16 protein-coding genes are annotated in these 12,817 nt (G+C 40.8%); 11 read left to right on the plus strand and 5 right to left on the minus strand.

Annotation, left to right across the window (positions count from 1 at the left end; all coding sequences use genetic code 11):
• Positions 1-72: 72 nt before the first annotated feature.
• The gene (locus BUE31_RS05795; RefSeq protein ID WP_073401089.1) at positions 73-1,452 is read right to left on the minus strand and encodes an MFS transporter; all 1,380 of its coding nucleotides are present in this window, start codon (positions 1,450-1,452) and stop codon (positions 73-75) included.
• Positions 1,453-1,598: 146 nt separating this feature from the next.
• Between BUE31_RS05795 and BUE31_RS05800 the strand changes: the two genes are divergently transcribed.
• The 3 genes from BUE31_RS05800 to BUE31_RS05810 are packed head-to-tail and all read left to right on the plus strand — an operon-like array spanning position 1,599 to position 2,770.
• A complete protein-coding gene (locus tag BUE31_RS05800; protein ID WP_083619355.1) occupies positions 1,599-1,853 on the plus strand; it encodes a hypothetical protein in 255 nt (84 codons plus the stop codon).
• The gene (locus BUE31_RS05805; RefSeq protein WP_073401090.1) at positions 1,835-2,215 is read left to right on the plus strand and encodes a type II toxin-antitoxin system VapC family toxin; all 381 of its coding nucleotides are present in this window, start codon (positions 1,835-1,837) and stop codon (positions 2,213-2,215) included. Before BUE31_RS05800 ends, BUE31_RS05805 begins: the two co-directional genes overlap by 19 nt.
• A gap of 42 nt (positions 2,216-2,257) precedes the next feature.
• Positions 2,258-2,770, plus strand: coding sequence for a GNAT family N-acetyltransferase (locus BUE31_RS05810; RefSeq protein WP_073401092.1), 513 nt, complete (start codon positions 2,258-2,260; stop codon positions 2,768-2,770).
• 7 nt (positions 2,771-2,777) lie between these two features.
• Here the strand turns inward: BUE31_RS05810 and BUE31_RS05815 are convergent, their stop codons facing one another.
• Genes BUE31_RS05815 through BUE31_RS05825 form a run of 3 tightly spaced genes read right to left on the minus strand, consistent with a single transcriptional unit; the run spans position 2,778 to position 5,379 of the window.
• Complete coding sequence (locus BUE31_RS05815; RefSeq protein ID WP_073401094.1) at positions 2,778-3,116, minus strand: hypothetical protein; 339 nt, start codon at positions 3,114-3,116, stop codon at positions 2,778-2,780.
• On the minus strand, positions 3,113-3,469 hold the full coding sequence (locus BUE31_RS05820; RefSeq protein WP_200801863.1) for a DUF488 domain-containing protein: 357 nt from the start codon (positions 3,467-3,469) through the stop codon (positions 3,113-3,115). The genes BUE31_RS05815 and BUE31_RS05820 overlap by 4 nt, the downstream gene beginning before the upstream one ends.
• Before the next feature lie 32 nt (positions 3,470-3,501).
• Positions 3,502-5,379, minus strand: coding sequence for a chloride channel protein (locus tag BUE31_RS05825; RefSeq protein ID WP_073401096.1), 1,878 nt, complete (start codon positions 5,377-5,379; stop codon positions 3,502-3,504).
• Positions 5,380-5,604: 225 nt separating this feature from the next.
• On the opposite strand from BUE31_RS05825, the gene BUE31_RS05830 reads away from it, so the two are divergent.
• Positions 5,605-6,306, plus strand: a complete 702-nt coding sequence (locus BUE31_RS05830; protein ID WP_073401098.1) for a Crp/Fnr family transcriptional regulator — start codon at positions 5,605-5,607, stop codon at positions 6,304-6,306.
• Positions 6,307-6,416: 110 nt separating this feature from the next.
• On the opposite strand, the gene BUE31_RS05835 is transcribed toward BUE31_RS05830, so the two are convergent.
• Positions 6,417-7,283: an MBL fold metallo-hydrolase gene (locus tag BUE31_RS05835; RefSeq protein WP_234997754.1), complete on the minus strand. Its 867-nt coding sequence runs from the start codon at positions 7,281-7,283 to the stop codon at positions 6,417-6,419.
• 289 nt (positions 7,284-7,572) lie between these two features.
• Between BUE31_RS05835 and BUE31_RS05840 the strand changes: the two genes are divergently transcribed.
• The 7 genes from BUE31_RS05840 to BUE31_RS05870 all read left to right on the plus strand — a co-directional run bounded on the left by BUE31_RS05840 (position 7,573) and on the right by BUE31_RS05870 (position 12,777).
• The gene (locus BUE31_RS05840; RefSeq protein ID WP_073401709.1) at positions 7,573-8,292 is read left to right on the plus strand and encodes an SDR family NAD(P)-dependent oxidoreductase; all 720 of its coding nucleotides are present in this window, start codon (positions 7,573-7,575) and stop codon (positions 8,290-8,292) included.
• Positions 8,289-8,885 (plus strand): hypothetical protein, encoded by a 597-nt coding sequence (locus BUE31_RS05845; protein WP_234997755.1) that lies wholly within the window; start codon positions 8,289-8,291, stop codon positions 8,883-8,885. The genes BUE31_RS05840 and BUE31_RS05845 overlap by 4 nt, the downstream gene beginning before the upstream one ends.
• Before the next feature lies 1 nt (position 8,886).
• The gene (locus BUE31_RS05850; RefSeq protein WP_073401102.1) at positions 8,887-9,162 is read left to right on the plus strand and encodes an acyl carrier protein; all 276 of its coding nucleotides are present in this window, start codon (positions 8,887-8,889) and stop codon (positions 9,160-9,162) included.
• A 3-nt stretch (positions 9,163-9,165) separates the two neighbouring features.
• On the plus strand, positions 9,166-10,518 hold the full coding sequence (locus tag BUE31_RS05855; RefSeq protein WP_073401104.1) for a beta-ketoacyl-[acyl-carrier-protein] synthase family protein: 1,353 nt from the start codon (positions 9,166-9,168) through the stop codon (positions 10,516-10,518).
• Positions 10,508-11,326: an enoyl-ACP reductase FabI gene (locus BUE31_RS05860; protein ID WP_073401106.1), complete on the plus strand. Its 819-nt coding sequence runs from the start codon at positions 10,508-10,510 to the stop codon at positions 11,324-11,326. The genes BUE31_RS05855 and BUE31_RS05860 overlap by 11 nt, the downstream gene beginning before the upstream one ends.
• Positions 11,310-11,708, plus strand: a complete 399-nt coding sequence (locus tag BUE31_RS05865) for a holo-ACP synthase (protein WP_234997756.1) — start codon at positions 11,310-11,312, stop codon at positions 11,706-11,708. The genes BUE31_RS05860 and BUE31_RS05865 overlap by 17 nt, the downstream gene beginning before the upstream one ends.
• 247 nt (positions 11,709-11,955) lie before the next feature.
• Positions 11,956-12,777: an alpha/beta fold hydrolase gene (locus tag BUE31_RS05870; protein WP_073401108.1), complete on the plus strand. Its 822-nt coding sequence runs from the start codon at positions 11,956-11,958 to the stop codon at positions 12,775-12,777.
• The last annotated feature ends 40 nt before the right edge of the window (positions 12,778-12,817 follow it).

Consider the following 12,817-nt stretch of genomic DNA (forward strand, 5'->3'; position numbering starts at 1 on the left):
TATTGTCCTACTAAGGTTAAACTTACGAAGTTTTGAAAACTTCGTAAGTTTGTTAAAGTCGTAAGTTTTAAATTAGGTTGTTCTCAGATACCTAAATATCAGCAAAGCGCTGCATATCAATCCACCTGCCGAAATTAGCGCGCTCATCCCAATTGCATGTACAATAGCAACAGCGCCGCCATTGGCCATTGTTCCAAACACCGCCACCCCAATTGCCCCGGCTGCCTGCCGTGTTGTATTTAATATTGCTGATGCAGTTCCGGAGCGCGTTTTGGCAACATTGGCTAATATGCTGGTTGTCATTGGCGGTACGGCAAGCCCCATCCCAAGCGGGATAGTGATAAATGGGATAAATAATTGCCAATAAGGTGTGTCGACCCTGGCTATCAGTAAGGCAAGAAACCCTGCTGTTCCGATAGATAGCCCAAGTAAAATAGGAATTCTTGTTCCATACTTAGCCATCAGTTTGCTGCTGATGAGATTTGAAATAATAAACCCGGTTGTCAAGGGTAAAAAAGCCATTCCGGCGGCAAGTGATGAGTAACGCAATACATCCTGCATGTATAAGCTCAAAACAAACACTGTTCCATAATAAGAGCCATTAAGTACAATACCCAGCCAAATCAACACATTAAAGTTAGCAGAACTGAACAGGTCCAGTGGCAGTATCGGTGTAATTGCCTTTCTTTCTATCAGCAGAAAAATCACCAGCATAATTGCGCTAAAAATAAGTCCGCCATATATTATCGGGTTGTTAAAACCTAAATGGTGCCATTCAATAATAGCGGCAATAAGTGCGGTGAGGGTAACCATCCAGGTAAGCTGTCCCGGAATATCAAATCCTTTGTTGGGATGGCGCTGGCTTTCTTTTAGTTTAAAGCTTAGTAAAATTCCGGCAAGGCAAAATGGAATGTTAACAAAAAATATCATCCGCCAGTTGCTGATATGGATCAATAAGCCGCCAAGTACAGGCCCTGCTGCAATAGATAATCCGCCGGCAGCCGTCCACAAGGCAACAGCATGCCCGCGTTTAACATTATCATGCGCAAAGCTTTGATTTAATATAGATAGCGAGCTTGGGATCATGGTGGCAGCACCAATGCCCTGCAATACCCGAAAACTGATCAAACTAATTGCATTCCACGAAAGGCCACAACCTGCAGATGCAATTCCAAACACAATCATACCAATTGTAAAAAGGCGTTTCGAACCTAACAGGTCGCCCATCCCACCTGCACTTAGCATCAATACTGCGAAAGCAATTGTATAGGCATCAACAATCCATTGCAACTCACTTATATCAGCGGTAAAGGACTTTGAGATTTGGGGCAGGGCAATATTTACAATGGATACATCAAGCTGTGATACCACGAACGCCAGGCTGGTAGTGCCTACAACAAAAGCAAAGGATAGTGTATTTTTGGCAACAGCACTTTTAACAGGCTTTTCCATGCCGGTAAAATTATCATTAATTGTGACGGGCTACAATAATATTCAGGCTGAGTTTATAGTTGAAATGTAAGAATTACTTCATGATAATATTACCTTAAGCTATTTTATAATCACAGCTTTATAAGCCGGTAGTTTTTAAAAACAGTATGAAATTATGTATATTTGTTTATATGATACGGACAATCATTACACCAGAAGACACACATATTCAATTAGATATACCTAAGGAATATGTAGGCAAAGAAATTGAAGTTACATTTTTAGCATTGGATGAGTTAATCAACGATAATCCTGGTAAATTAACTATGGCAGATTTTTGGGGGGTAATTTCAGATGATACTGCGAATATTCTGCATAAAAATGTAGAACAAAGCCGTAATGAATGGGAACGAGATATTTAATTGATTCTAATGTCATTATTGATTTCTTTAATGGCAAATTACCCTCTGCGGGCCGGCAATTATTATCAGGAACGGAGCCGGTTATTTCAATCATTACTTATATTGAATTATTTTCAAGTAACAATATAGCTATGGAAGAGTATCAGCAATTAAGACGGTTTGCTGACATGACTACTATTCATCCGGTTAATTTATCAATTGCTGCAGAAACCATTACTATAAGAAAAAAATATAAAATTAAACTCCCTGACGCTGTTATAGCAGCAACCGCGATAGTTCATAATTTCACGTTAATCACCAGGAATCTTTCAGACTTTAAAATGATTGATAATTTGAAATCTATTAACCCCTATGAGGTATAAAAGTTTTACTATTCAACATCAATCTAAAAAACCTCCAACAATTTGATCGATATAAAGCAGTGCGATATTAACCACACTGATGTGCTGCATGATATTGCAATACAAACCTATAAGCAAACGTATACTTATTTATGGGCCGATGATGGCGCAGCTTATCTGAATAGATTTTATAAAAAAGATGATCTTGAAAAGGAGCTGATTACACCCGGGGTTACTTATTTTTTAGTTTATGCGGATGATAAAGCCGCTGGATATTTTAAATTAAAGCAAAGTGCGCTGCTTCCCTATTCAAACTATCAATGCCTAGAAATAGAAAAACTTTACCTGTTGCAACAATTTGCCGGTAAAGGGACGGGTAAAACAATTATGACCTTTATAAGCGATCTTGCCAAACAACAACAACGCCCTATCCTGTGGTTAAGAGTTATGGAAAGCAGCCCGGCTAAATTATTTTATGAAGCATTTGGCTTTAAACAAACCGATAAAGTCTTTTTAGATTATCCCTTTATGATAGATGAATACCGATGGCTCCTCACTATGGTTGCTGAGAAATAGGTTATAATTAAAACACTCTGCCTGGCAATATACTCACACTTTTATTAGCCAGTTCATCATTTATTATTACCTGGCAGGATAGTTTTACTACGCGGCCATTATCTTTTTTTAGGTGAAGATTTGAAAGCCTTCCATTTTGGATTAACGCAGGATCAATGCTTGACGAGATGGTTACCATACAGGTAGCGCATCTCCCCATCCCGGTGCATTGCCCAAAATCATCGCGTCTTAAATAGTCTTTTATAAGCATCCTTAAATCTGCATACTCACGCGGATAGGTTTTCACCCTTATTTCTTCATCACCCTGAACTAAAATAAAATCTATAAAATTTTTAATCCCCTTCATTTAGGTAAAGTTTCTAAAAAGTGTTGCAGAACAATAGCATGGTTATACTGCTCGTCTTTAGCAGCATACAGTAAGGTAATGGTTTTGTGCTTTTGAATTGTGGCCAGCAAATTTTTCAAGACTGGGTTATTTACCAGTTCGGTAAAGTATTCGTGCTGAAACTGCTGCCATTTTTGCGGATCGTGGTTAAACCATTTTCTCAATGTAACGGATGGGGCAATATTCTTCATCCATTCATCTATCATGGCACCTTCCTTTGTGAGCCCTCTTGGCCATAAACGGTCAATCAGCACCCTGTACCCATCGGTTTCCGCCGCGGGTTCATAGATTCGTTTTATAGGTATATTATGCATAGTTAGGTGCCTGCCATGCAAAGTTAATAATATTAAACGCCTTCTTGTGTACTTCCGTTACCGGGTTTCTTTCTTTTTAGTAACAATTTCATGCGCCTTCTTTTTAAGGAGATCTGCGTACGCGCACCTTCATTCTCTGTTAGCTGGTCATTATAGCCTGATATAATATTTCGGTATGATAACACTCCCTTCACCCGGTGATCATCTGCGTTAACTACAGGCAGCACATCACCGTTTTGTTTGGCCATTAATTCAACTGCAGTTCGTAAACTGTCATTATTATACACCAGCAAATGATCGGGCTGTATAATCTTCCTCAATATTGTATCAGCAGGCTCCAGGTAAAGATCTATCAACTTCACGGTTCCTGCATATTTCAAATTACCATCAACGGTTATTAAATAACTATCCCTTATGTTTTTTGAAGAAAGGAGTTCAATTACCTCACCAACCGTATTGCTTATTTTTAAAATTACGTGCTCATCACTGATCACTTCTGAAACCTTTGTTCTTTGCAAAACATCCGGTTCGTATGAGTCGGGAGTAACCACGCCTCGTCTGGCTATTTTCTCGGTCATAATGGTATTTTCCATCAGGAAGAAAGAAACAATATAAGCAGCAGTACAAGCCCCCAATAATGGCAACAAAGCGTGCGACTGCATGGTTGCCTCTAAAGCAAAGGTAATACTGGTTAAATATGCCCTTGATGCCCCTGCAAACATAGCCGACATACCAATCAATGCTGCCATTGGGATAGTTATACCCAATTGAGGAAACCAGCTTATTAACAGAGAACCAATTATCGCACCGGCTGCACCGCCCATAGTCAATAACGGCGCCAGGGTACCGCCTGATGTTCCGCTGCCCAAAGCAATGGCCCATGATAGAAATTTTAAAAACACCAAACTGCATAGCAATTTTATTGGCCAGCTGCCCGAGAGAATTCCCGTAATGTTATCATATCCCACTCCTAAAGTATGTGGTGCAAAATACCCGATCACTCCTACTGCCAGACCACCTAAAGCCGGGTACCACATCCAATGAATGGGGATTTTTTCAAAATAATCCTCTATCAGATATACTATTTTAGTTATTCCTATTGATAAAAAGCCAATTAGTACACCTATAAAGCTGTAGACAGCTAATGCCATATTTGATGGTGTTACCAGGTCGGGCATTTCAAATACCGGCCCGGCACCAAATAGTAAATGATGGCCTGCCGCACCTGTTATACATGCAAGTGCAACGGGAAGTATTGCCCTGGGTGAAAATTCGAATAACAACAACTCAATGGCCAGGAACACGGCTGCTATGGGCGTGCCGAAAATAGCAGACATACCAGCCGTTGCACCAGCCGCCAAAATCACCTTGCGTTCGTTAGCGCTGATCTTAAATAATTGTCCTAAAGTTGAGCCTAATGCGCCACCTGTTGCAATGATAGGGCCTTCTGCACCAAAAGGCCCACCGGTTCCAATTGCTATGGCTGATGATATTGGCTTAAGGAAAGTGATGGATGGCTTTATCCGGCTTTCGTTCACCAGGATTTGCTCCATAGCTTCGGGGATACCGTGGCCGCGAATTGCTTTTGAGCCATAAAGCGCCATGAATCCGACTATAATACCGCCGATAGCAGGAATAAATATTACCCAAACGCCCAAATGGTTGCTTGCCGGGCTGTTGAAACCAAGATCGATTTTGCCATAAAAAGCCACATTAGTAACAAAATTTATAAGTGTGACCAAAAACTTAGCGATAAGGCTAATAGCAATTGCTACAGTAACCGACATCAGGCAGATGCGGATCAGGCGGCTTTTTTGCAGGAATGTCTTTTTTGAACTTCCTCCCCTGTTTTCCATATTGCTTAATAAAGGGGAGATGGGGATGCCGCTGTCGTACTCTTTCCGTGTCATTTTATTTGTAAAAATTGCCTGTTAAATAATTTTGCAAAGGTAATGTTTATTCAAATAGTCAGGAAAGAAATTTTACTTTTTACATTGCATAAACAATATAATATATATTAAAAATGTTAATTGCATATATTATTTAATTGCATAAACAATATAAAAATCAACACTATTTACATTAACCCTGTAAAGTATTGCATCTTATAGCTATTATTGCACAACGATAAGTGAATGAAAGACCCAAAACAAGAATGTGACCTTAAAAGCTGCTTTTTATGCACATCATGCATCCCCGACTGGCTGCCTGCAATTGCCGCACATAAAAAGAACATCACTTTAAAAAGGGGCCAGGAGATTTTTAAAGAAGGTGATACTGTTGAAGGGATCTTTTTTGTTTACTCAGGCAAGGTTAAGGTACACAAACGCTGGGACGATGATAAAGAACTGATCCTGCGCTTTGCAAAAGGCGGCGATATTTTGGGACATTTGGGGCTTGGTGATGATCCGCTTTATCCAATATCTGCAACCGCGGTTGAAAATACAATTGTATGTTATGTGCAAATTGATTTTTTTGAATCAACTTTAAATGTAAATCCACAATTCGCAGTTAAGCTGATGAAACTTTTTGCAAACGCCCTGCAGGAATCTGAAAAACGAATGCGCAACCTGGCACATATGCCGGTAAAGGAGCGCATTGCCCAGGCGCTTTTATCACTCAAAAACCAATTCGGGCTTAATAGCGGTGGCTATATAGATATTGAACTGCCCAAGCAGGATATTGCCTCATACGCCGGTGTTGCCTATGAAACCTTTTTCAAAGTAACCCAGGAGTTTTTGCAGGGCGGTTTAATTGAAGTAAATGGAAAAAGCTTTAGATTGGTTAATGAGGATGGGTTGACGGAAATAGTGGAAGGAAAAAGGGAATCGTCGTAGAGACGCGATGCTTCGCGTCTCCAACTGTACAGGGCGAATAGACAAGGCGATTGCAAACATTTTCGGTTACCTAAACGCTGGAGACGCGAAGCATCCCGTCTCTACGACATTTACAACTCAATTTTCCTCCCCTGCTCTGGAAAGATCAAATTAAATCCCAATTTATTCTGAGCCTTTAACTGCGCTTTAAGTTTATCAATATTAACCTGCGGTGGTTTAACATGAGTAATCACCAGGTTAAAACCTTTAAGCGCATCGCTCCCTGTTAAAGCAGCAAGATCATCCATTTCCTTCATTAGCCAGTTTGGGGTTAAATGCCCGAAAAGCGTTTTATCCGGCTGCTCATTGGGGAATGAAGTTTCGATCATAATCCCTTTCAGCTTTTTGCTTTTTATTAAAGGGGCAACTGTCTCCCACAAAGCATGCAGGGTGTGGCTTTTTTCTATTTCATCAGGCCCAACATCACCCAAATACAAAATATAGGCATCTTTACTATTTACCAAAAATGCAGTGCTTTGCAGGTTTGAATGGCTGAGCGGGAAAGCCTTTACACTCATCGCCGTATTTTTAATAGCCATGCTGCTATCGGGCGTTAAAACCTGGTAATGGTACTTTTTAAGCAACGGAGTCTCTCCTTCATCAGCAAAATTGGCCCAGCTTTCCCAGGTAAAATAGTGCGTTTTGATGGTTTGCAAACAGCTGGCCAACCCATAAATAGTTTTAGCCGAATCATCCGGCGAGTTGATGATAAGACCGGAAACATGGTCAAGGTGTGCATGTGAGATAAAATATCCTTTGATATATTGCTTCAGCACTTGCTCAGCAGGAATATTAAATACTTTGTTGCTGACGGCCTTCTCAATACCGTAATGAAGGGTGCCGGCGTCAAGGCATATATAATCATTAGTCCCGGCTGCTGCAACCATATAGGCGGATAAATTGCTTTCATCAATACCACCTTTAATGCCAAGGGGCACAATTTTAAAAGATTTATTGTATTGAGAGTACCCAGCCAATGGAAAAGTGAATACACATAAACAACTAATAATAAATAAATTACGCAACATATTTTACTCATATGAGAGACTTACGAAGTTTTGAAAACTTCGTAAGTCTGGTGAGGTATCAAATATTAAAACAACATGCCTAAATTATTATTAAAATCAACATATTTGCTGTAAAGATTTAAGGAAAAGTTATAAACTATTGGCAACTTTGGTAAAACTGATCACTAATCGCCAACCTCTGATCACTATAAAAATCCTGATGGAGAAAAAAAAAATATTAATTACAGGTGCCAGTAAAGGGTTAGGACTGGCCATATCTAAAAAGCTATCAGGTGAATATACTTTAATATTACACGCATCAAAACCCGAAAGCTTTACAGATATTGAACCGGGCAGCCACATTCTTTGTGCCGATTTTTCAGATCCGGATGCCATAAATAGTTTTTGCAAGCAGCTAAAAAAAGAACATGGGGATTTATACGGGGTAATTAATAACGCGGGCGTAGCTTACGATAAGCCCCTGAATTATCAGCCGGAAAAGGAAATTGACGCCATGCTGAATGTAAATTTAAAGGCCCCTATCCTGATCTGCAAAACAGCTATGAAGATCTTTAGCTTAACACAACAAGGTGTCATTATAAACATCAGCTCGGTAGTTGGCGAAAGCGGCAATGCTTTTCAGTCTGTTTATGCGGCTACAAAAGCAGGACTGGCGGCGCTGTCAAGGTCATTGGCGCAGGAAGCGGCGGCAACCAATACCGAACATAATATAAGGGTGCTCAGTGTATCTCCAGGTTTTATTGAAACCGATATGACAGCTGCCATACCCGAAGCAATAAAACAGAAATACTTCAATATGATCCCGGCTAAAAGATTTGGAAAGGTTGATGATGTGGCAGATACGATTGCGTTCCTGTTATCAGACAAGGCATCATACATTAACGGAACAAATATCCACATCAACGGCGGCTTAATATGACAGACAAAGAAAGAGCAGACTACCTGGATATAATAATGAATGGCAACCTGGTTGGGGTTGATCCCTCGCAATTGTTGCTGCACGGCCCTACAAAACGACTGGTAAATACCTATCACTGGCATTCGCCTTATAAAGGAATTGTAGCCAGCTATTCACCAACTGAAAGGGATGTAGAAGATCATTTCAATGTATTTCGCGGTGTTGACCAGATTGAGGCATTTGCACAGGCAACCATTGTTTCATGCGCAACTTTTTTGGAGTGCCGCAAGCTGAAAGGCCTGCCTGATGTATTGAGGGATAAATTTGTACCTGCATTTATAAGTATCGGCAATGTTAGCTTCCAGAATTACCTGGAATTGGGCGACACATTTATAAGTATCGGTAACATTACCTTTTATAAATGGCGGCAAATGGTTTGCGACGGGCGCATTTATAAAGTACCAAAGGGCCTGGATCTTGATGAATATTTTAGCGATTTTACCGAAGAAAGATTATTAAAATATGATATTAGCAAAGATTTTATAAAAGTGGCCGAATTGCATGACATTACGGGTCGCGCAATTCTTATAGAATTATTTAACAAATTAGCATAATATGGAAAACGAAAGACAAGAAATACTTGACGGTTTATTAGAGGTATTAAAAACAGTACGAACAATTGATCCGGAAAAATTAGTTGGCGTAACTGAAGAAACCGACTTCCTTACAGACCTGAGCACCCCATCAACCGAGCTGATAAATATAGCCGCCAAGGTTGAACAGAAATTTGATATTGAATTTGAAGATGAAGACATCGACCGGATGGGCTCAAAAGTAAAAGATGTTATCGATTTGATAATAATGGTAAAAGAACGCAGCGCAAATAAATAATTTATGATTGTAGCAGGCAGAAAAGTAGCGATTGTGGGCATGGGCGGGGCTTTTCCAACCTGTACAAGCCTGGATGATTTTGATAAAAAATTATTTGCCGGCGAAAGCTTGATCCGCAATTGGCCTAAGGCAGCGGCCTATGACAAGCAGATTCGTTCAATGGTGGCCGGTTATATTACCGAGCCCGAAATGAACCTGGAAGCTATTCATCCGGTGCCGGAAACGGAATACCCTGAAACGTATGTCGACCATCTTGGGCGCATCCCCGACCTTAACCTTGCTACTGCCGACCTTGGCTGTGTTTGGGCAATGTTAGGCGCACAGGAATCTATCAAAATGGCCGGATGGTCAAAAGCAGAAGTTGAATCAGAACAAACCGGTGTGGTCATCGCCTCCGGTGGTGGTGGTAACGTAATTTCCCGCCATGCATGGCATGCATTTTATGAACTGGGTAAAAAAACCCGGATGGCAGGTTCACATACTGTTGATAGGGCAATGTCATACCGCGAAGCTGCAAACGTATCCTGCCTTATCCGTAATAAAGGTGTTTGTGAATCAATCATATCTGCCTGTGCTACAGGCTTAGGCAATATAGGCTATGCTTACCGCCTTATAAAATTCGGCCTGCAGGATCGTGCCATTACGGGTGGCGTTGAAGGCACCGCGCTTGAAACCTTTATTGGGTTTGATGCTATGCAGGTATTAAGCAAAGGTTTTGCACCTGAGCAAAGCTCACGCCCCTTTGATATAAAAAGAAATGGGTTTGTTTGTTCGTTTGGCGCTGGCATTGTTGCGCTGGAAGAATATGAAATAGCAAAAGCCCGCGGTGCAAATATCCTTGGTGTTATTGATGAATATTTCAATAATTCTGATGGTGACGGTAACATGTTTTATCCATCATATGATGGTCAGAAAAGGCTCTGGAAAGGCCTGATGGCAGGTGGGAATATCAAACCGGATGTTGTTAAAGTGCACGGTACAGCAACACCAGTTGGCGATATATTGGAATTAATAAGCGTTGTTGATACCATTGGCGAAGAAGGCTATCATATTTCAGCGCCAAAAGCGCAATTCGGGCATATGCTTGGGGCAGCCGGTTCAGTGGAGCTTATTGCTTCTTTATTGATGCTTAAAAATCAAAAAGTGCTGCCATGTATAAATTCTGATGAGTTAAATCCTGAATTAGAGAATTTTCAAAAGAAAGACGGTTGGGAAGGATCTGACAAACCTGCTGCAGCTTACCGTCACCTGATCTCGCAGGAAACTGTAGCAAAAGAAATTAACCAGATAGTTTGTTTAAATTATGGCTTTGGCGGTACAAACAGCGCCATGTCTATTTCAAGGGATGATAAATAATAAAGATAAGGTTGCGGTAATATTTGGTGTGCGGAACGAAAGCTCTATTGCATATGATATTGCTGTAAAGCTGCATCAATCGGGTTGTAAGGTAGCGCTAAGTTACGTTGCAGATACTAAAAAAGAGGTTTTATACCTGATGGAGCAAAACGGCATGGATCCCAAACTATCTGCCGAAGTTGACGTAAGGTTGGAAGAAGAGATCAGCGCATTTATGCGGATGGCTTATGATACCGTTGGCCCGATAGATTATGTTTTACATGGCGTGGCATTTGGTACGCAATCGGTGATGTGTTACAGCATCCCCGGCAGCGACGAACCGCCCCCTTCCTATATCGATATCCCGTTTGATGATTTGATGGATGCTTTCAACATCAGCGCCTATTCATTATTAAGGGTTAGCCGGGTAGCACAGCCATTACTGGCAAAAAATGCGTCTATCTTAACACTTACGTATAATGCATCGCAGCGGGTTTTTCCGGGTTATGCCGGGATGGCGATTTGTAAAGCTGCTTTGGAGAATATAATGATCTATCTCGCCAGTCACTTTAGAGGTACCGGTGTAAGGGTAAACGCTATTTCCGCAGGATTGGTTATGACCACTTCATCAGGCGGCATTTTCGGTGTTCGTAAACTGCGTAAAATGGGGAAATTTACTGCTCCGCTTGGTAATATTGATTCAGGCGATGTGGGTGATGCCGCGCTTTATTACTTTTCTGATCTTTCAAAAAGAGTAACGGGTAATATCCATTTTGTTGACGGCGGTTTTAATATTATGGGACTTGGAGTGGATGGAGAAGGAAATTAAAAAGACACTGGACGAAATAACCCCCGCTCAAAAGTTTTCAGCTGGCAACGATATTGTGTTTATCCCCGATTTTGAAAAATCCTTTACAGAATCATTTAAAAATAAGGCTTACACTGCAAATGAGATAGCTTATTGCAATCAGTTTGAAAATCCATTGCTGCGTTATGCTTCAACCTGGGCCGCAAAAGAAGCGGTTTATAAAGCGGTAAAGCAAATTGATCCTTCGGCATTGGGCCCTAAAAAGATCGAGATCCTTCGTGATAAACCTGTTGGCAAGCCTACCGTTATAATTCACCGCGATTCTGCTAAATTTGATATCGCCCTTTCTATCTCGCATGATGGCGATTATACATGGGCAATTGCCTTTATTGAAAATTTGTAACAATAATGATCAATATCCTATCTGTAAAACCATCAAAAAAAACCGGGTGTCATGCTGAGCCCCGTCGAAGCATGCGGGCAAAGGCCTCTCCGCACGTCGCCCATCGGAAAGCTATCCCCCATGTCATTGCGAGGAACGAAGCAATCGCATACTATACAGAGCGAACAGAAAGGTGTAGAACCTGCACAGCGGTTGTGCATGACATGCGGTTGCCACGCTATGCTCGCAATGACATATTTTTTAACTTATGACAGACCATTACTTTGAAAATGATTTAGCTAACCTGCACTACTATAAATTTGGTAGCGGCAAGCAGGTTATGCTTAGTTTTCATGGTTACGGAATGCATGGCAAACAGTTTAAATTACTTGAATCTGCTTTAGGAGATAAATATACTTTCATCGGGTTTGATCTGTTTTTCCATAAAGAAACAAAGCTAAAAGATCAAAGTCTGTCTGCTGTTAAGGAAGGGATCTCCAAAAAACAATTTGCAGACTTTATTCTTGACTTTTGCAGGCACGAAGGCATTGAACGCTTTTCAATTATCGGTTACTCCATGGGAACGCATTATGCTACGGTTGTTGTGGAAGAGCTTGCAGGCATGGTTGATGAGTGTATTATTGCCGCCCCCTCATCTTTAAATCCCGGTAAGCTGATCCCATTCTTCAGCAAAAACAAAACCGGGAATAAGATACTGGAAAAGCTGGCGCTTAATGAAACTATCTTAGTAAGAATGCTCAAACTATTCAAGCGGTTAAGATTAATTGATGCAGAAGCGTATAAAATTTTATATGGTGAAATTGGCACAGCTGAGCTACGGTTTAATTTTTACGCCTGCTTTACCTATCTGCGCTTTTTTGAAACGGATGAAGCCATGCTGCTAAAGGCTTTAAATGAGCAAAACATAAAAAGCATCTTTATATTTGGCAAACGCGATAAAGCTTTTCCTCCCGGTATCGGGAAGGAATTTATTGCCAAAGTGAACAATGCCAGCGTAATTGTATTAAATGAAGGCCACGAAATGATAAAAAGAGATTTTGTAGCCAGGTTAAGCGATATGTTATTATGATAATTAAGGCCAAACCACTTCCTTTTTTCTTGATCAAATG

The sequence above is a fragment of the Mucilaginibacter sp. OK098 genome, from assembly GCF_900142915.1.
GTDB lineage: Bacteria > Bacteroidota > Bacteroidia > Sphingobacteriales > Sphingobacteriaceae > Mucilaginibacter.